Source organism: Devosia sp. A16 (assembly GCF_001402915.1).
Lineage (GTDB): Bacteria > Pseudomonadota > Alphaproteobacteria > Rhizobiales > Devosiaceae > Devosia_A.
Window position 1 is genome coordinate 3,947,270 of record NZ_CP012945.1, and the last position, 17,077, is coordinate 3,964,346.

At 65.5% G+C, this 17,077-nt stretch carries 21 protein-coding genes; 12 read left to right on the top strand and 9 right to left on the bottom strand.

The features are described from left to right. Positions 1-173 precede the first annotated feature (173 nt). From rplI to rpsF, 3 genes are all read right to left on the bottom strand, one after another. A complete protein-coding gene (gene rplI / locus APS40_RS18930; RefSeq protein ID WP_055048534.1) occupies positions 174-752 on the bottom strand; it encodes a 50S ribosomal protein L9 in 579 nt (192 codons plus the stop codon). An 81-nt stretch (positions 753-833) separates the two neighbouring features. After that, on the bottom strand, positions 834-1,088 hold the full coding sequence (rpsR, locus tag APS40_RS18935; protein ID WP_055048535.1) for a 30S ribosomal protein S18: 255 nt from the start codon (positions 1,086-1,088) through the stop codon (positions 834-836). Positions 1,089-1,109: 21 nt separating this feature from the next. Then, entirely contained in the window at positions 1,110-1,523 is a 414-nt protein-coding gene (rpsF, locus tag APS40_RS18940; protein WP_055048536.1) for a 30S ribosomal protein S6, read from the bottom strand. A 293-nt stretch (positions 1,524-1,816) separates the two neighbouring features. Here rpsF and APS40_RS18945 point away from each other — a divergent pair, with 293 nt between their 5' ends. Further along, positions 1,817-2,005, top strand: a complete 189-nt coding sequence (locus APS40_RS18945; protein WP_055048537.1) for a hypothetical protein — start codon at positions 1,817-1,819, stop codon at positions 2,003-2,005. Between the two features lie 2 nt (positions 2,006-2,007). Here the strand turns inward: APS40_RS18945 and APS40_RS18950 are convergent, their stop codons facing one another. Beyond that, positions 2,008-2,199, bottom strand: coding sequence for a hypothetical protein (locus tag APS40_RS18950; RefSeq protein ID WP_055048538.1), 192 nt, complete (start codon positions 2,197-2,199; stop codon positions 2,008-2,010). A gap of 81 nt (positions 2,200-2,280) precedes the next feature. Here APS40_RS18950 and APS40_RS18955 point away from each other — a divergent pair, with 81 nt between their 5' ends. The 10 genes from APS40_RS18955 to APS40_RS19000 all read left to right on the top strand — a co-directional run bounded on the left by APS40_RS18955 (position 2,281) and on the right by APS40_RS19000 (position 10,630). Further along, a complete protein-coding gene (locus tag APS40_RS18955; RefSeq protein ID WP_055048539.1) occupies positions 2,281-3,237 on the top strand; it encodes a threonine/serine dehydratase in 957 nt (318 codons plus the stop codon). Positions 3,238-3,351: 114 nt separating this feature from the next. Continuing rightward, on the top strand, positions 3,352-4,302 hold the full coding sequence (gene fabD / locus APS40_RS18960; RefSeq protein ID WP_082434527.1) for an ACP S-malonyltransferase: 951 nt from the start codon (positions 3,352-3,354) through the stop codon (positions 4,300-4,302). A 2-nt stretch (positions 4,303-4,304) separates the two neighbouring features. Beyond that, positions 4,305-4,841, top strand: coding sequence for a hypothetical protein (locus tag APS40_RS18965; protein WP_055048540.1), 537 nt, complete (start codon positions 4,305-4,307; stop codon positions 4,839-4,841). Next, on the top strand, positions 4,834-5,574 hold the full coding sequence (gene fabG / locus APS40_RS18970) for a 3-oxoacyl-[acyl-carrier-protein] reductase (protein WP_055048541.1): 741 nt from the start codon (positions 4,834-4,836) through the stop codon (positions 5,572-5,574). Before APS40_RS18965 ends, fabG begins: the two co-directional genes overlap by 8 nt. 227 nt (positions 5,575-5,801) lie before the next feature. Then, positions 5,802-6,038: an acyl carrier protein gene (locus APS40_RS18975; protein ID WP_055048542.1), complete on the top strand. Its 237-nt coding sequence runs from the start codon at positions 5,802-5,804 to the stop codon at positions 6,036-6,038. A gap of 33 nt (positions 6,039-6,071) precedes the next feature. After that, entirely contained in the window at positions 6,072-7,334 is a 1,263-nt protein-coding gene (fabF, locus tag APS40_RS18980; protein WP_055049734.1) for a beta-ketoacyl-ACP synthase II, read from the top strand. Between the two features lie 87 nt (positions 7,335-7,421). After that, a complete protein-coding gene (gene mltG, locus APS40_RS18985; protein ID WP_055048543.1) occupies positions 7,422-8,564 on the top strand; it encodes an endolytic transglycosylase MltG in 1,143 nt (380 codons plus the stop codon). Next, positions 8,564-9,454: a YicC/YloC family endoribonuclease gene (locus tag APS40_RS18990; RefSeq protein ID WP_197279366.1), complete on the top strand. Its 891-nt coding sequence runs from the start codon at positions 8,564-8,566 to the stop codon at positions 9,452-9,454. Before mltG ends, APS40_RS18990 begins: the two co-directional genes overlap by 1 nt. A gap of 59 nt (positions 9,455-9,513) precedes the next feature. After that, positions 9,514-10,152 (top strand): guanylate kinase, encoded by a 639-nt coding sequence (gene gmk / locus APS40_RS18995; protein WP_055048544.1) that lies wholly within the window; start codon positions 9,514-9,516, stop codon positions 10,150-10,152. A gap of 184 nt (positions 10,153-10,336) precedes the next feature. Next, on the top strand, positions 10,337-10,630 hold the full coding sequence (locus APS40_RS19000; RefSeq protein WP_055048545.1) for a hypothetical protein: 294 nt from the start codon (positions 10,337-10,339) through the stop codon (positions 10,628-10,630). 142 nt (positions 10,631-10,772) lie between these two features. Here APS40_RS19000 and APS40_RS19005 read toward each other — a convergent pair whose 3' ends face one another. Beyond that, on the bottom strand, positions 10,773-11,030 hold the full coding sequence (locus APS40_RS19005) for a hypothetical protein (RefSeq protein WP_055048546.1): 258 nt from the start codon (positions 11,028-11,030) through the stop codon (positions 10,773-10,775). Next, positions 11,027-11,860 (bottom strand): 16S rRNA (adenine(1518)-N(6)/adenine(1519)-N(6))-dimethyltransferase RsmA, encoded by an 834-nt coding sequence (rsmA, locus tag APS40_RS19010; RefSeq protein ID WP_055048547.1) that lies wholly within the window; start codon positions 11,858-11,860, stop codon positions 11,027-11,029. The genes APS40_RS19005 and rsmA overlap by 4 nt, the downstream gene beginning before the upstream one ends. 130 nt (positions 11,861-11,990) lie before the next feature. Between rsmA and copM the strand changes: the two genes are divergently transcribed. Further along, positions 11,991-12,425, top strand: a complete 435-nt coding sequence (copM, locus tag APS40_RS19015) for a CopM family metallochaperone (RefSeq protein ID WP_055048548.1) — start codon at positions 11,991-11,993, stop codon at positions 12,423-12,425. A 151-nt stretch (positions 12,426-12,576) separates the two neighbouring features. Here the strand turns inward: copM and pdxA are convergent, their stop codons facing one another. From pdxA to APS40_RS19030, 3 genes are all read right to left on the bottom strand, one after another. Beyond that, positions 12,577-13,602 carry a 4-hydroxythreonine-4-phosphate dehydrogenase PdxA gene (gene pdxA, locus APS40_RS19020; protein WP_236884134.1) on the bottom strand — a complete coding sequence of 342 codons (1,026 nt, stop codon included), beginning with the start codon at positions 13,600-13,602 and terminating at the stop codon, positions 12,577-12,579. A gap of 161 nt (positions 13,603-13,763) precedes the next feature. Beyond that, the gene (locus APS40_RS19025; protein WP_055048549.1) at positions 13,764-14,639 is read right to left on the bottom strand and encodes a SurA N-terminal domain-containing protein; all 876 of its coding nucleotides are present in this window, start codon (positions 14,637-14,639) and stop codon (positions 13,764-13,766) included. A gap of 140 nt (positions 14,640-14,779) precedes the next feature. Beyond that, entirely contained in the window at positions 14,780-17,074 is a 2,295-nt protein-coding gene (locus tag APS40_RS19030; protein WP_236884293.1) for an LPS-assembly protein LptD, read from the bottom strand. Between the last annotated feature and the right edge of the window lie 3 nt (positions 17,075-17,077).

The following is a 17,077-nucleotide window of genomic DNA, read 5'->3' on the forward strand; positions in this document are numbered from 1 at the left end:
TTATCCCCCAAAAAAAGTGACGGCACAGTGCCAGCACTTCTCGCGACCTGCCAGCCCATTTCGCCGAGTTACAACAGACGCGTCTGTCCTGTGTCCGAAATGCAATATTCGGAACCCAGACAAAAAGAAGGCCGGGATCGCTCCCGGCCTTCAGCATTGGAGATGCGAGCGGCTTATTCTTCGTCGCCGAAGGCCTCGGCTGCGGCCGAGCCGGCCTCCGCCTGGCCGGCCGCGAATTCTTCGGCGGCCTCGTCGTCATAGTTGATCGCGGTGAGATCTTCACCGGCGGCCTGACGCGCCGCCTCGTCTTCCGAGCGGGCGACGTTGACGGTGATCGACACCGCGACTTCCGCATGCAGGTGCAGTGGCACGGTGTGGATGCCGACCGTCTTGATAGGGTTGGCGAGGTCGACCTGCGAACGGCCGACGGTGAAACCGTCATTGTTCAGCGCGTCGGCCACGTCGCGCGACGACACCGAGCCGTAAAGCTGGCCGGTTTCGCCGGCCTGACGGATGATGACCACCGACTTGCCGTTGAGGCCCGACGCGATGCCGGCAGCGGCCTCGCGGCGCTCCTGGTTGCGCTTCTCGATGTCGGCCCGGTCGCGCTCGAAGCGCTTGCGGTTGGCTTCGGTGGCGCGCAGCGCCTTCTGCTGCGGGAGCAGGAAGTTACGGGCGAAACCGTCCTTCACCGACACTTCGTCGCCGATGTGGCCGTGCTTGCCGATACGCTCGAGGAGAATGACTTTCATGATGCTTTCCTATGCTGTCCCGTTCACGCGTGAACGGTTAGGAGCCACCATCGGTGGCTCCAGCCAATCCCGAAGCGGTTCTTACTGAACGGCGTAGGGCATGATGCCGATGAAGCGGGCGCGCTTGATGGCCTTGGCCAGTTCACGCTGCTTCAGGGCGGAGACCGCAGTGATGCGGGAGGGGACGATCTTGCCGCGCTCCGACACGTAACGCTGCAGCAGGCGAACGTCCTTGTAGTCGATCTTGGGGGCGTTCGGGCCCGAGAACGGGCAGGTCTTGCGGCGGCGCTGGAACGGACGGCGGGCCGTAGTCGTGGTCAGGTCTTTGATGGCCATTTGGCTCTTCCTTCCGAGTTCTTAGAAGCGGCGGGGACGGCGGTCGCCGCGGTCGAAACCACCGCGGTCGCCACGCGGGCCACCCGGGCGGTCGCCGCGGTCGTCATCGCGATCGCGCTTCTGCATCATGGCCGACGGGCCTTCTTCCAGCTCATCGACGCGGATGGTCATGAAGCGCAGAATGTCTTCATTGATGCCCATCTGGCGCTCCATCTCGGCGACCGCGGCGTGCGGCGCGTCGATGTTGAGCAAGGTATAGTGTGCCTTGCGGTTCTTCTTGATGCGGTACGAGAGCGACTTCAGGCCCCAGTACTCGTTCTTGGTGACCTTGCCCCCGCCGTTGGTGAGCACTTCGGTCAGGGCCGCGGTCAGCTCTTCCACCTGCGTGGGGGAAACGTCCTGGCGGGCCAGGAAAATGTGTTCGTAAAGGGCCATAAGCGCCTTCCTTCAAGTTGGTTCACAACACTTCCACTCGGCGCGGAGCCCCTTTGAAGCCGGAAAGGCGATCAAAGCAGTCTTCTAAAGAGCGGGAACACGGGAGGACGGGCGAACCCTATCGTGCGAGATGCACAACCCTCCGTTCAGCCCCCGGCCGAACGAATGCGAGGCGGGCTATAGGGGAAAAGTCCGGCAAACGCAAGCTGCGCCGGGGATCACGTCCGGGCGAGCGCGATTGGCGACGGAACGATATCGGCAACTCGCGCCTTCTCCTCAATGAGGAGAACATCATGACCGATCCCAAAAAGCCAACACCACCTGCCTCGCAGCCCGACGTCGTCCCTTCTGATATTCCCGACGCCGAGCAGACCGACAAGGAACTGCCGGAGGGCCAGTTGCCGGGCATGCCCGTCTCGCGCGATCCGCTGCTCAACCCCGGCCCGACGCCCGCTGAGCGGGAAACGCCGCCGCTCGATTGAGTTCAGGGCGCGCGCGGCGCCTGCAGTTGGGGCACTGGATACCCCTGTGATATCAGCAGGGAGGTGATCGACGGCGTCAGCGCGCGGCAGCCGCAGTGCTGCGCATGCTCGTAATGCCAGGCAGCGCGCTGTTGCCTGGTCGGCTTGGGCGGCATCCTGTGCTCGCGGTGCCACTCGGCGTTGGTCTTGCCCATCCTCGCGCCCTCTTTCATCGTCCCGACACTTGCGCTAGGCAGGCCGGGCGGCTCCACTATGATAAACTTGTCGGGACCGCCATGACCACCACCCAAGCTGTCGCGCCTCCTCCGCCCGATCGCGACGCGATCCGCGCCACTGAAGCGGTGATCCGCCCACACATCCGACGCACACCGGTCGTCGAGGTCGCGGCGGCCGATTTTGGCCTCTCCGGCGCCCCGTTCTCCTTCAAGCTCGAATTCATGCAGCACTCGGGCACCTTCAAGGCCCGTGGCGCCTTCGCCAACCTGCTGATGCGGTCAGGTGCCGAGCGCGGGGTGGTCGCGGCGTCCGGCGGCAACCATGGCGCTGCTGTCGCCTTCGCCGCGCAAAAGCTCGGCTTCAAGGCGCATATCTACGTGCCGCGGATTTCGTCGCCGGCAAAGATCAACCGCATCCTGCAGTACGGCGCCGAGATCGTCGTCGGTGGCGACACCTATATCGACGCCTACACGGCAAGCCACGCCTTCGCCATCGAGCACGGCCTCGTCGAAGTGCATGCCTATGACGCGTTCGAGACGCTGGGCGGGCAGGGCACCGTCGGGCTCGAGTGGCTGGAGCAGGCGCCCGGGCTCGACACGCTGCTGGTGGCGGTGGGCGGAGGCGGACTGATCGGCGGCATCGCCGCGGCAGCCGCCGGGCGGGTCCGGCTCATCGGGGTCGAACCCGAGAACGCGCCGACCCTGCACGACGCGATCGTCGCCGGCCATCCGGTGGACGTGCCGGTGAGCGGCGTCGCCGCCGACAGTCTCGGCGCCCGCCGCGTCGGCAGCCTGAGCTTCGCGCTCTCGGGCTTCATCGATCGCTCGGTGCTGGTCACCGACAAGGCGATCGTCGCCGCACAGCAGGCGATCTGGGACGTCTTGCGCGTGGCGGTGGAGCCGGGCGGTGCCGCCGCCATGGCGGCTGTGCTCTCCGGTCGCTATGTTCCGGCGCCGGGCGAAAAGCTCGGCATACTGCTCTGCGGGGCCAATACGACGGCAGTGAAGTTCGACTAGCCCGCCTTGACTTTGCCATCCCCCTCCGGCAAACGCCGCCGCCAACTGGACGCCTGTGCGGGCGAGGCCTAGGCTCGGCCCAAAAGCAGCAATAAGAACGGCGGAGGCCACCACTTGACCAAGCGCGCATTTACCTTCCCGGGGCAGGGCAGCCAGGCCGTCGGCATGGGCAAGGACCTCGCCGACGCCTACCAAGAGGCCCGCAACGTCTTCGCCGAAGTCGATGAGGCGCTCGGCCAGAAACTCTCGGCCATCATGTTCGAGGGACCCGACGAGACGCTGCGCCTCACCGAGAACGCCCAGCCGGCGCTGATGGCGGTTTCGGTTGCGGTGACCCGCGTGCTCGAAAGCCGCGGCTTCTCGCTCAGGGACAATGCCGCCTACGTCGCCGGCCACTCGCTCGGCGAATACTCGGCGCTGGCCGCTGCCGGGGCCTTCAGCCTCGCCGACGCGGCGCGGCTCCTGAAGATTCGCGGCCAGGCCATGCAGCAGGCAGTGCCCGTCGGGCAGGGCGCCATGGCGGCCATCCTCGGGCTCGACCTCGAAACCGTGCTGCGCGCCGCCAACGATGCCGAGGACGGCGAGGTCTGCGGCGTCGCCAACGACAATGCCCCCGGCCAGGTGGTGATCTCCGGCCATGCCGGCGCGGTGAACCGCGCCATCGAGCTCCTGAAGGCTGCCGGCGCCAAGCGCGCCCTGCCGCTGCCGGTCAGCGCGCCATTCCACTGCGCCCTGATGCGTCCTGCCGCAGATGCGATGGAGCACGCGCTCAACCAGGTGACGGTGAAGGCGCCGGTCGTGCCGGTGGTTGCCAATGTGCTGGCCAAGCCCATCACCGACCCCGAAGAGATCAAGAAGCGTCTCGTCGAGCAGGTCACCGGCATGGTCCGCTGGACCGAATGTGTGAACTGGCTGGTGAAGGATGGCGGCGTGACGCAACTGGTCGAGCTCGGCTCGGGCAAGGTGCTGAGTGGCCTCGCCAAGCGCATCGCCCCGGAAACGATGGCCGTGTCGACAGGTACGCCGGCCGATGTCGACGCGTTCCTCGCCGAACACGGCGCCTGATCTTGACCGGGATCGACGGGCAGTCTGTGCCTGAAGCGAGAACGATCTACATCTCTGGCGGTTGGCTTGCGGGTGCCTTCGCTGCTTCGGCCCTCGTCGGGCTTGTTGGTGGCGTGCAGCTCTTTCGCGCGGAACTGCTCTTCGGGGGGCTGTGGTTGGCACTGAGTTGCGCCGGCCTGTGGTGGGTGTTGGGCGGAACACTCACCAGCAGAACGCCGCTGATCGCGATGGACTTGGTCGGTATCTTCGACCGGCGCGTCACGCGCCGGCTCATTCGTTGGGTGGATATCCTCTCGGTTCAGCCTGTGCGAGCGCGGGGCCGGGTAAGGGGAGCGCTGCTCGTGCTGCGCCCCGAAATCCTCAATGGCCTTCCTCTGTCACCGCTGAGCAGGCTTTTGCTGCTCATCCGGAAGTGGACATGGCACGAGGGGCTGGCAATCATGGCCTGGGGTACCCAGGTCGACGGTGAACAACTCTACAACTGGTGCTTGGCATATTCTCGCGCCCATAAGTTCGAAGTGGACAAGGAACATGTTTGATCTCACGGGCAAACGCGCCCTCGTTACCGGTGCTTCGGGCGGCATCGGTCGCGAAATCGCCAAGGCGCTCGCTGCCTCCGGCGCGCGGGTTGCGCTGAGCGGCACCCGGGTCGGTGCGCTGGAGGAGACGCGCGACATGCTCGGCGGCGGCGATCACCCGATCCTGCCGGCCAACCTCTCGGACCTCGACGCGGTCGACCAGCTCGTGCCCTCGGCCGAAGCGGCGCTCGGCGGCATCGACATTCTCGTCAACAATGCCGGCGTCACCCGCGACAACCTCTTCATGCGCATGAAGAACGAGGAGTGGGACGAAGTGCTGGCGGTGAACCTCACCTCGGCCTTCCATCTCACCCGCGCGGTGTTGCGCGGGATGATGAAGCAGCGCTTCGGCCGTATCATCGGCATCACCTCGGTGGTGGGTGTGGTCGGCAATCCGGGGCAGGGCAACTATGCGGCCAGCAAGGCAGGCCTCATCGGCATGAGCAAGGCGCTGGCCTACGAAGTCGCCTCGCGCAACATCACGGTCAACACCGTGGCGCCCGGCTTCATCGGTTCGGCCATGACCGACGAATTGAACGATAAGCAGCGTGAAAGCATTCTGGGCAAGGTGCCGGCCGGTCGGCTCGGCGCCGCCGACGAGGTCGCTGCCGCGGTGGTGTTCCTCGCCAGCAACGAGGCTGGCTACATCACCGGCCATACGCTGAACGTCAACGGCGGCATGGTGATGCTCTAGCGGCGCCATGGCGAAGGCTGGGGAAACCGGGCCTCGCGCAATATGGCAATGGCGGGGGAAGTATGTTACCTCCGCCGCTGATTTCGGGCTCGGCCCGTACTTGCGAGGGTACGGAGGCGCGCCTACAGTCTGCCGCGAACGGCGGCAAAGGTCGGTGGTCCGGGTTGTTCCGGTGTTGCAGGCCGCGTACGAACGAATAACCTGTTTGGTAACAAGGGAAGTCAAATATGAGCGATATCGCTGATCGCGTCCGCAAGATCGTGGTCGAACACCTCAACGTCGATGCGGAAAAGGTCGTCGATAAAGCCAGCTTCATCGACGATCTGGGCGCGGACTCGCTCGATCAGGTCGAGCTGGTCATGGCTTTCGAAGAAGAGTTCAACGTCGAGATCCCGGACGATGCCGCGGAATCGATCCAGACCTTCGGTGACGCCGTCGCCTATCTGACCAAGGCTGTCGGCTGATCGCCGACCGCTAACGGCTCTTCTTCGATGGAACTGCGCCGCGTCGTCGTCACCGGGATGGGGATCGTCAGCCCTTTGGGCTGTGGTATCGAACCGACCTGGGCCAACATCCTCGCATCCAGGAGCGGTGCCAAGCGCATCGACGACTTCCAGGTCGACGATATCGCTTGTCAGATCGCGCACCGGATCCCGTTGGGCAGCTACGCCGACGGCAAGTTCAATCCCGACGAATGGATGGACATCAAGGAGCAACGCAAGGTTGATCCTTTCATTGTCTACGCCATGGCGGCGGCGACGCAGGCCATCCAGGATGCCGGCGTCGAACCCAGGACCGAAGAAGAAAAGCACCGCATCGGCACGCTGATCGGCTCCGGTATCGGCGGGATCGGCGGGATCTACGAGACCTCGATCACCCTGCATGAGAAGGGCCCGCGCCGCGTCAGCCCATTCTTCATTCCGGGCCGTATCATCAACATGGCTTCGGGCAACGTCTCGATCCGCTTCGGCCTCAAGGGTCCGAACCACTCGGTGGTGACGGCCTGCTCGACCGGCGCTCATGCCATCGGCGATGCCGCCCGGCTGATCATGCTGGGCGACGCCGACGTGATGGTGGCCGGCGGCGCCGAGTCGCCGGTCAACCGCATCTCGATCGCCGGCTTCGCGGCCTGCCGCGCCCTCTCCACCGGCTTCAACGATCAGCCCGAGAAGGCGTCTCGGCCCTACGACAAGGATCGCGACGGCTTCGTCATGGGCGAGGGCGCCGGGATCGTCGTGCTCGAGGAGTACGAGCGGGCCAAGGCCCGCGGCGCCAAGATTTACGGCGAAGTCATCGGCTACGGCCTGAGCGGCGACGCCTACCACATCACCGCTCCATCCGAGGACGGCGATGGCGGTTTCCGTTGCATGCAGATGGCGATCAAGCGGGCCGGTATCGACCCGTCGGAAATCGACTACATCAATGCGCACGGCACCTCGACGCCGCTCGGCGACGAGATCGAACTGGGCTCGGTGACCCGCATGCTGGGCGATGCCGCACCCAAGGCGGCGATGAGCTCCACCAAATCGGCCATCGGCCATCTGCTCGGCGCGGCCGGCTCGGTCGAGGCAATCTTCTGCCTGCTCGCCATGCGCGACGGCATCGTGCCGCCGACCATCAATCTCGACAATCCGTCGGTCAATTCGGTGATCGACCTGGTTCCGCACACGCCCAGGAAGAAAGAGGTCAACATCGCCCTCTCGAACTCCTTCGGCTTCGGCGGCACCAATGCCTCGCTGATCTTCCGCAAGGCGAGCTGAAGCACCGGACCTGGCCGCCGCATCGGCGCCAGGTTCGTATTGATGTCATTTTCCAAGCGATAGTGCGCGTTTCTGGAGGTCTGACCGATGGCTAACGAGCGCAGAGAGAAACGGGCCCGCAAGAAGCGGCGGAGCGGCGGGCTGCTCAGCGTCATCAACGCGCTGCTCACCCTGCTCGTTCTCGGCATCCTCGCTGTCGTCGGTATCTTCCTTTACGGCGCAAGCCAGTTCTATGCGCCGGGTGCGGTCAAGACCGAAGCCAACTTCACCGTCGAGAAGGGGTCGTCGGTGATGACCACGGCGCGCCGGCTGGAAGAACAGGGGTTGATCCCGCAGGGCCAGCTGCTGCCCTCCGAGTGGTTGTTCTGGGGCGGCGCGCGCGCGCTCAAGAAGGATGGGGACATCAAGGCCGGCGTCTATGCGCTCAAGCCCAATTCCTCGATGGCCGATATCCTCAACGAGATCACCGAGGGCAAGCCGCTCGACTTCTTCGTCAACGTCATCCCTGGCGATACCTCCTTCCAGGTGGCCGAGCGGCTGAACGCCGACAGCCCGAACCTCACCGGCGAGCTGGTGCCGATCCCGGCGGAAGGGACGCTGCTGGCGGTGCGCTACGACTTCTTCCCCGGCGACACCCGCGCCTCGGTGCTCGAAAAGATGCAGGCCGAGATGAAGAAGAAGCTCGATGCCATCTGGGCGGGGCGCGATCCGGCCATCGACTCCGTCATCAAGTCCCCTGCCGAACTGGTCACCATGGCTTCTATCGTCGAAAAGGAGACCGGCATCGCCAGTGAGCGTCCGCAGGTCGCCGCGGTATTCATCAATCGGCTGAAGAAGAATATGCGGCTGCAGACCGATCCGACGGTCCTCTACGGGGTCACCGAGGGCAAGACGGTGCTGAACCGCAGCCCGACCTCGTCCGAGCTCAAGGCCAAGACCGCCTACAATACCTACCAGATCGATGGCTTGCCGCCCGGACCGATTGCCAACCCCGGTGAGGATGCCTTGCGCGCCGTCGCCCACCCGGCGGCAACCAAGGATCTCTACTTCGTCGCCAAGAGCGCCAACCCGGCCGATGGACACCTGTTCGCCGAGACCTATGCGGAGCATAGGAAGAACGTTGCGCTCTATCGCAAGGCAGCGGCCGAGGCCGATGCAGAGGCGGCCAAGGAAGCGCTGGAAGCCCAGCAGGCCAAGGACGCCGGCGAGCCCGTCGAGCCTGCGCAGTAATGGCGCCGCTCGCCAGCATGACGGGCTATGCCCGCGCTGCCGGAGCGCTGCCGGGCGTCGGCTTCACCGTCGAGATCAAGTCGGTCAACGGGCGCGGTCTCGACCTCAGGATGCGCCTTGCGGCCGGCTTCGATGCGCTCGAAGGCGAGATCCGCCGGCTGATCGGCAAGTCGATCACCCGTGGGTCGCTCACCGTGTCGCTCAATGTCGATCGTGAGGGAGAGGGCGGCCGCGTCGTCGTCAACCATCAGGCGCTGGAGGCGGTACTCGAGGGCTTCAGGTGGCTCGAAGGCCGGGTCGACGCCGACAAGCCGCGCCTCGACGGCATTCTGGCGCTGCGCGGCGTGCTCGAGCAGCACGAAGCTGCGCTCTCGGCCGACGACGAAGAGGCGCTCAATGCCGCCATCCTCGCCGCGGTCGCCGATGCGGTGAATGGACTTGCGGCGGCACGGCGCGAGGAGGGGGCGCGCATCGCTGCCATCCTCAGCGAGCGGATCGACGAGATTGCCGCGCTGACCAAAGCGGCTGAAATCCACCCCGGCCGCAGCCGCGATGCCATCCTTGCCCGCTTGCGCCAACAGGTCGCGGAGCTCAGCGAAGCGAGCCCGGCGCTCTCGGAAGAGCGGCTGGCGCAGGAGGCGGTGCTGCTGGCCACCAAAGCCGATATCCGCGAGGAGCTGGATCGGCTCGGCGCCCATATCGCCGCGGCGCGGCAGCTGATCGCCGGCGGTGGTCCGGTGGGCCGCAAGCTCGACTTCCTGTCACAGGAATTTAACCGCGAAGCGAATACGCTTTGCTCCAAGTCCAACGACGTGGCGCTCACCGCCATCGGCCTCGACCTGAAGGCCGTGATCGATCAGCTCCGCGAGCAGGTCCAGAACATAGAGTGACCCCGCGAGTGCCGCGAAGCGGCCGAGCGTTATGCGCAGGGCAAAAGGACAAAGCACGAATGGAATTCACGCGACGCGGAGTGATGCTGGTTCTCGCCTCGCCGTCGGGGGCGGGCAAATCATCGATCTCCCGCGCCCTGTTCGAGGATGATCCGAACATTGCGCTGTCGGTTTCGGTGACCACGCGCGCCCGCCGGACCGACGAGATCGACGGCAAGCACTACCACTTCATCGACGTGCCGACCTTCAAGAAGATGCGCGAAGACGGCGAGTTGCTGGAGAGCGCCGAAGTGCATGGCAATTTCTACGGCACGCCGCGTTCGCGCGTCGAGGAGCGTCTGTCGGCCGGCCGCGACATTCTGTTCGATATCGACTTCCAAGGCACGTTGCAGCTCTACGAGAAGTGTCGCGCCGACATGGTCACCATCTTCATCCTGCCGCCCTCGATCAAGGAATTGCGCAAGCGCCTCGAGCGTCGCGCCCAGGATAGCGCCGGCACTATCGACAAGCGGCTGAAAAACGCCCGCATCGAGATGGAGCACTACGGCGAGTACGATTACGTGCTGGTCAACGAGGATCTCGAGGATTCCACTTCACGCGTCCGGACCATCCTGGCCGCGGCGCGCCTCGCTCGCCCGCGCTTCCTGCAATTGGATAAGTTCGTCAAGGACTTGCAGGATCAGATCGACTCTCTTTAACAAGAGGCGGGAGGGTTGCGAGCCTCCAGCGTCAGCAAGGCGCGCCACGAGATTGTTAAGGGTGCACCTTAACGCTTCCGACAGCTGCCTGTGGATAAGCCATAGGCATCTGTGGATGGTTCGCACGCCCACAGTTCCGGAACCCCGGAATTGGGCGGAACCTACCCTCGCGGGGGACTTGAGCATGCCGTTCGAAGTGAAAGCGTGCAGCATCGACGAAATGCACCGGCATCCGACCTTTGCCGATCGGACCCAGGCAAAGGTGAAGGTGCTGCTGCGCGAGGTCCGCTCGCGCGAGACGTTCGATCACAATCTCACCCTGCGGGTCTGGGCCAACACCCACGACAAGATGAGCCCGTCGGAGGTCAAGACCGCACTGCTGGTCAAGGCCGCCGCCATCCTCAAGCGCACCGTCTCGGTTGCCGAAATCGAAGTGAGCGGCGAAGGCGCCGTCACGCGTCCGACCGTCACCGGCTAGGCCGACCTTTCACTGCCATCACTCCGCCGGTCATCCCCGCGAAAGCGGGGATCTTCGTTTGCGGTGGTGGGGGTGGCGCCAAAACAGAGGTTCCCGCTTTCGCGGGAATGACCCGGTGGCGCGACCGTGAATCCGATCTCAGCTACCGCCGCGACAGCAGCATCACGAACTTCGCGATCGCGCCGGCGGCGAAGCCGAATAGCATCAGGCCGAAGGTGAACGGGCCGAGCGCCTGTGTGATGCCGCCAGGCGTCGCGAGGTCGAGGGTCACCCAGCCGAAAAACAGCACGCCAAGCACCAGCAGAATGGCCAGCGTCCGCCAGCGCTGCGCGAACAGCGGCACGGCGATCGGAATCCCGAAGGCCAGCAATGCCGCGACGATGGCGATGACGCCGCTCATCCGCGGCGCGCCCGGGCAAGTTTCAGGAACGTCTCCACCGGCAGCACCTCGGCGCGCTCGTCGCCCCTGAGTTCGGCTGCGGCAAGCAACGGCTCCATCGGCACGCCGAGCGATTTGAGGCTCTGGCGCACCATCTTGCGGCGCTGCCCGAAGGCGGCGCGGGTCACCGCTTCGAGGTCGCGGACGGCGACACCGTCAGGTGTCGCCTTGGGCTTGAGGTGTACCACGCTGGAGGTGACCTTGGGCGGCGGCGTAAATGCCTCGCGCCCCACATTGAAGGCGATGCGCGCCTCGGTCCGCCAGCCGCACAGCACGCCGAGCCGGCCATAGTGATTGTCCCCAGGCCTGGCGACGATCCGCTCGGCCACTTCGCGCTGGAACATCAGCGTCAGACTCTCGAAGAATGGCGGCCAGGCTTCCACCGTCAGCCAGCGGGTCAGGAGCTCGGTGCCGATATTGTAGGGCAGGTTCGAGACGATCCGCGTCGGCCCGTCCGCCAGCGCGGCATAGTCGATCTCGAGCGCATCGCCCGCGATCACTTCGAGCCGGCCGGGATAAGCCTCTGCAATCTGTGCCAGCGCCGGCAGCGTGCGCTCGTCCCGCTCGATGGCGATGACCTTTTTTGCCCCTTCCGCCAGCAGCGCCCGCGTCAGCCCGCCGGGGCCCGGTCCGACCTCGATCACCGTCGCCGCCTGCAACGGGCCGGCGACCCGGGCGATCCGCGCCGTGAGGTTGAGGTCGAGCAGGAAATTCTGCCCGAGTTCCTTCCTGGCCCTCAGCTCGTGTGCGGCGATGACCTCGCGAAGCGGCGGAAGATTGTCGATCTGCATGCCAGCCGGGATAGCGGATTTATCGGCTGAGGCAAATGGGCGGCAGGAATGCGCTTGACCTTGCCATGGTGGGAAGGTGCAGGAACTCGGCACGGCCATCGACATTGGCCCGACTTGGAAGGAGAGAAACATGCATAAGTTCACCCTCGCCGCCACGCTGTTGCTGGCCTTTGCTGCCCCCGCCCTGGCCCAGCAGGATCACAGCGCCCATGGCGCTGCCGCTCCTGCCGCCAAGCTGCCCGCCATCTGCCTCGCCAACGCACCGCAGGCGCCGGCGCCCATGGCCATGCAACATGGGGCAGGGGCCTCCGATGCCCATACCGAGCTGATGGCCGGCATGGATGCAATGAACGCCGACATGATGGCCGGCGGCACGGCCACCGACATCGACGTTGCCTTCGTCTGCTCGATGATTCCACATCACCAGGGCGCCATCGACATGGCGAAGGCTGAACTGAAGCACGGCGACGATCCCTGGGCGAAAGAGATGGCCCAGGGGGTGATCACCGCGCAGGAAAAGGAAATCGCCGACATGCTGACCTGGCTGGAGAAGCAGCCGCAGTAGCATACTGATAGAGACGGCCCCCTCCCATCCTCCCCCATAAAGGGGGAGGTGCCCCGCTGGTTCATTGGGCACGATCGAAGACAGAGCCGCGACTCTTCACCTCCCCCTTTATGGGGGAGGCCGGGAGGGGCCGTCTCTCGCAGCTGGCGCTCTACTGCGCCGCCCGCTGTGCCACGCCGCCCGTCAGCTCATCCGCCAGCCGGATGGCGTTCAGAAAGCTCGCATCGGAACCCTGGCCGGTCCCCGCGAGGTCGAAGGCCGTGCCGTGGTCGGGCGATGTGCGCACGATCGGCAGCCCAAGCGTCACGTTGACCGCCTGGTCGAATGCCACCGTCTTGATCGGGATCAGTGCCTGATCGTGATACATCGCGATCACCGCGTCGTATTTGCGCCAGTGCGGCAGGTGGAACAGCGTATCGGCTGGCATCGGGCCTTCCGCCTGGATGCCTTCATGCTGCAGCTGCGCAATCGCCGGGCCGACGGTGTCGAAGTCTTCGGTGCCGATATTGCCGTCCTCACTGGCATGCGGATTGAGCCCGGCAAAGCCGACACGGGGCTCGGCGATGCCGAAGCGAGTGCGCAGGCTGTGCGCGACGATCCGCCCGGTGCTGACCACCAGTTCGAACGTCACCAGAGAAGGTACGGCGCTGATCGGCACGTGGATGGTGGCGGGGATCACGCGCAGGGCCTCGTGCGCCAGCATCATCACCGGCGTGGGCACCGCGTCGCCCTGCGCGCAGAGCGCCGCCAGGAACTCGGTATGGCCAGGATACTTGAAGCCTGCCGAGTAGAGCGCCGCCTTGTGGATCGGCGCGGTGACGATAGCGCGGCACTCCCCCGTCAGGCTCGCTGCCACGGCGCGGGCGATCGACTCGATCACCACCTTGCCCGAGAGCGCCGTGGGTTCGCCCGGCTTGTCCGGCACCAGCCCGTCGACATGGACGATCGGCAACGCCTCGGCAAAGAGCGCGCTGGCCTCCAGCGGCGTGCACTCTGCCAACGCGATGGGCAGCCGCAGCCGCGCCGCACGGGCCCGCAGGAAGTCGATATGGCCATAGACGATGAACGGCGGCAGCCCGAGCTCGGCGCGCCTGGCATAGAGGCGGAGGATCAGGTCGGGGCCGATGCCGGCGGGTTCGCCCATGCTGACGGCGAGCGGCTGGTGGGAGTCGGCCAAGGTGTCCTCACTGATTTCGCCGCAACGGTGCGGTCACCGCTGACCACAAAGACCTGGAGCCGTCCGGCGTTCCAGCGACGCTCCGAACGGCTCCAGAGATGGACTTGCCAAGTTCTGCCGCTGTCGGCCATTCGCGTTCCCGAACAGCCGGCCAGCCTTCGTTAGCTGTAGATGATCTTGGCCTTCTGGCGGAGTTCGGCCTTGTACTTCTCGGCCTCGGACTTCATCGCCTCGTTGCCCTGCTCGCTGCGCAGCTTGTTCTTGAGGAAGGTGGTGTCACGCGCCTCGTTCTTGGCGCAGACCGCGAGCATCGATACACCGGCCTCGGTGACGCGCGGCTTGGTGATGCCACCGACGTTCAGCTTGGCCAGCTCGCTCGCCAGGGCGTCCGGCAACTGCGTGGCGTGGCGGCGGCCCATGTCGCGCACCGCGGCATCGGTGAAGTTCAGCGACACCTGCACGGCGCTGTCGCAGCCCTTGAAGGCGGCGCGATACTTGTTGGCCTGGCCGGTCCGCGCCGACGCGTTGCCGGTGGTGCTGATGAACAGGATTTCCTTGAGGATGTAGTCATAGCTCGAAGCCTGGTCGAGCTTGGCCTCGGCGGCCTTCTCGAGGTCGAGGTCGGAGACCTTGACGCGGGAGGCGACCACCATGCCGCTGACCTGCTGCCAGGCGATGGCGGCCCTGAGGCGCGCCCGCATGGTGTCCATGTTGACGCCGGCCTGCTGCAGGATCTGGCGCAGCTTGTCGGTCGACACCTTGATGTTTCGGGCGACCTGCTGGAACGCGTCGTCGACCTGCTGGTCGGAGATGACGATGTTCATCCGCTTGGCTTCCTGGATCTGCAACTGCTCGTCGATCAGCTGCTCCATCGCCTTCTTGGTGCCGCCGCCGCCTTCGAGCGCCAGCAGCTTGGTGCGCTGGGCGATCTCGATATCGGAGATCGGCACGCCGTTGACCGTGACCTTGGTCGCGGCGAAGGCCGGCATGACGCTCAGGGTAAGGCCGATCAGCATTGCAGCGATGAGGCGGAGCATTGTCGTCACCATTTTCAGTTCTTTGAGAAGGCCGCCGGAGGCCCCCGGCTCGGCCATCTCAATGTTGGAAGAATACGGCCAAAATCGGTTAGGCCGGATCAGGAGAAGTTGCATTACCCGATCGATTGCGTCGATCGAACTCAATATCCGATGATGCCGAACTCGGCCCCCGGCGCCTTCAGTTTGAACTGCACGCCGAATGTCACCGAATTGGGGGTTTCGTGGGTCGCCCCGTTGGCCTGCGCAAAGCCGCCGGCGAGGAAGAAGCCGTCGTCATAGATCAGCTCGCCGCGGGCTTCCAGCCATTCGCTGGCTGCGATGTCCCATGACAGGCTGCCATTGGCCCGCCAGTAGTCGAGCGGCAGCGGCGTGCTGGCGCGCACGGTGACCTCGTGTTGATCGGCGGTGACGCCGGTCGCCGCGTCGGCCGGCAGGTATACGTAGTCGCTCCCCACCGAGTAGGGGCCGAAGGCATAGCTGCCGCCGACGCCTGCCCGCGCCACGCGCGGCCCATCGGGATCGACCTGCATCTTGGCGCCCAGGGTCAGCCCTTCATAGGGCGAACCGCGCGCACCCAGGACGACGTACGACGCATCGTCCTCGAGGCCGCTGCCGATGCCGGTATTGACCGGATCATTGGCGCCGAAGGCGTTGACCCCGGCGAGGCGGAAACTCTGCCCGCCGACGATCTCGAGCCACTGGCCGCCCGAGAAATTGGCGAGATAGCGCGCGCCGACATTGGCCCTGAGACCGGTCTCCTGCCGGTCGCTGCCGGTGAAGCGGTCATAGGAGAAGAGGTTGGTGTCATCGAGCACGAAGCTGTGCGCGTTGTCGTTGGTGATCCCCACCAGCGAGGTGTCGCTGCCGCGATAGACCAGTTGTGCGATCGGCTCGAGCAGATGCGTATCGAGCCCGTTAGCGGCAAACAGCGGCCAGCGGAAATCGACGGCGGCGATCGGGGTCGCCTCGAACAGGAACTGGTCGGCGGGCTCGCCCGCGCTGAGGGCTGCGCCACTGTCGTAACTGGTGATGTCGGCACGGAGTCCGAGATAGGGGGTCACCACGACACCGCCTGGGGCAATGAGCTGGTTCTGCCAGCTGAGCTCGCCCGAGGCATGGGTCTTGCTGCCTTCGAAGCCGAAGACGTAGGGAACGCCGCCATAGGACGTCGCGGCGGTCTCGTCACGCTGCACGCCGAGCAGGTTGCCGTTGGCGCGCACCTGACCCCATTCGCCGAGGTCGAAATACCCGATGCCGCGGGCGTTGGGCAGCGTCACCGCCTGCTGCGCCTGAGCGGAGTCGGCGGCGGCCTCGGTGCCGAACTGCCCCAGCTTCAGGAACTGCTGCAGGCGCACATCGGCGTAGAAGTCGCTGCTCAGGTGCGTGGCATAGACCTCGTTGGTCACCCAGTCGGCGGTGTTGAAGTCGTAGTCGTCGAAATAGGCCGCGTCGGTAAAGGCACTGTACGACCAGCCGACGGTCCAGTCCGCCACCGGCTCAAAGCGTCCCGAACTCTGAATGGCGCCACGCCACTCGCGGTTGCCGATCCCCGAGAAGGCACCCGGATCGAGCTGGTAGATGCCGGACGCCTTGACGGTGAACGCACCATAGTCGAACCGCTGCTGCCACTCGGCCGCCATCAGGAAGCCCTGGCGCGACATCAGCGACGGCGCCAAGAGGATCTGGGTGTCGTCGCCGACATTGATGAAGTAGGGCGCGGTGATGCGGGCGCCATACTCGGCCTTGTAGTTGACGCTCGGCAGCAGGAAGCCATTACTCTGCTTGGCGCTGGGGTCGGGCAGCGACAGCCAGGGCAGCCAAGCCACCGGAACGCCCAGCACCTCCAGCGACGGCTGCTCGAAATAGATCGTCTTGGTCTCGGAGTTCTGGATCAGCTTGGCGGCCTTCACCTTCCAGCCGATGCGATTGCCCTTGGCGTCGATGCAGTCGCCGCAGGGCGTGTAGGTCGCCTGGTTGAGCACCGTCTCGAGCGCGCTCGAATACTGCACGTCGGCGGCCGTGACCCGGGCCCCGTCGGTGGTGGTGAGGGTCAGCGACTGGATGAAGGCCTGCTTCATCCCGCCGGTCACTTCGATGTTCTGAGCAGTGTATTCGTTGCCGGCCGGATCGCGCAGCTGCACGTTGCCGACGCAGGTCAGGTCGCCGGTCTTTTGTTCGTAGCGCAGGTCCTCGCAGGCGATCGAGTAGCCTTCGTACTGCATCAGCACACGGCCCTGCGCGCTGATCACGTCGCTGCTGCGGTCGTAGGAGAGTACGTTGGCCTCGACCTTGGCCGGCGCGCCAGGTTCGGGCAGCGTGGCAAAGAATCCCTCGGGCAGGAACTGCGCGGCCGCCGGCGAGGCAGCCATCAGGGCGAGCGCGAACGCCGCACCGAACTGGCGCAGACGCGTCCCCATTCCCCGGTCGCGGCGCATCTT

What these genes read in the sequence shown, in the direction of transcription:
- APS40_RS18950 (WP_055048538.1), bottom strand. Translation starts at nt 2,199, where the DNA reads ATGGGCAAGACCAACGCCGAGTGGCACCGCGAGCACAGGATGCCGCCC.
- APS40_RS18990 (WP_197279366.1), top strand. Translation starts at nt 8,564, where the DNA reads ATGGCGCCGCTCGCCAGCATGACGGGCTATGCCCGCGCTGCCGGAGCG.
- mltG (WP_055048543.1), top strand. Translation starts at nt 7,422, where the DNA reads ATGGCTAACGAGCGCAGAGAGAAACGGGCCCGCAAGAAGCGGCGGAGC.
- rsmA (WP_055048547.1), bottom strand. Translation starts at nt 11,860, where the DNA reads ATGCAGATCGACAATCTTCCGCCGCTTCGCGAGGTCATCGCCGCACAC.
- rpsR (WP_055048535.1), bottom strand. Translation starts at nt 1,088, where the DNA reads ATGGCCATCAAAGACCTGACCACGACTACGGCCCGCCGTCCGTTCCAG.
- rplI (WP_055048534.1), bottom strand. Translation starts at nt 752, where the DNA reads ATGAAAGTCATTCTCCTCGAGCGTATCGGCAAGCACGGCCACATCGGC.
- APS40_RS19025 (WP_055048549.1), bottom strand. Translation starts at nt 14,639, where the DNA reads ATGCTCCGCCTCATCGCTGCAATGCTGATCGGCCTTACCCTGAGCGTC.
- APS40_RS18945 (WP_055048537.1), top strand. Translation starts at nt 1,817, where the DNA reads ATGACCGATCCCAAAAAGCCAACACCACCTGCCTCGCAGCCCGACGTC.
- APS40_RS19005 (WP_055048546.1), bottom strand. Translation starts at nt 11,030, where the DNA reads ATGAGCGGCGTCATCGCCATCGTCGCGGCATTGCTGGCCTTCGGGATT.
- fabG (WP_055048541.1), top strand. Translation starts at nt 4,834, where the DNA reads ATGTTTGATCTCACGGGCAAACGCGCCCTCGTTACCGGTGCTTCGGGC.
- rpsF (WP_055048536.1), bottom strand. Translation starts at nt 1,523, where the DNA reads ATGGCCCTTTACGAACACATTTTCCTGGCCCGCCAGGACGTTTCCCCC.
- APS40_RS19030 (WP_236884293.1), bottom strand. Translation starts at nt 17,074, where the DNA reads ATGCGCCGCGACCGGGGAATGGGGACGCGTCTGCGCCAGTTCGGTGCG.
- APS40_RS19000 (WP_055048545.1), top strand. Translation starts at nt 10,337, where the DNA reads ATGCCGTTCGAAGTGAAAGCGTGCAGCATCGACGAAATGCACCGGCAT.
- APS40_RS18975 (WP_055048542.1), top strand. Translation starts at nt 5,802, where the DNA reads ATGAGCGATATCGCTGATCGCGTCCGCAAGATCGTGGTCGAACACCTC.
- APS40_RS18955 (WP_055048539.1), top strand. Translation starts at nt 2,281, where the DNA reads ATGACCACCACCCAAGCTGTCGCGCCTCCTCCGCCCGATCGCGACGCG.
- copM (WP_055048548.1), top strand. Translation starts at nt 11,991, where the DNA reads ATGCATAAGTTCACCCTCGCCGCCACGCTGTTGCTGGCCTTTGCTGCC.
- gmk (WP_055048544.1), top strand. Translation starts at nt 9,514, where the DNA reads ATGGAATTCACGCGACGCGGAGTGATGCTGGTTCTCGCCTCGCCGTCG.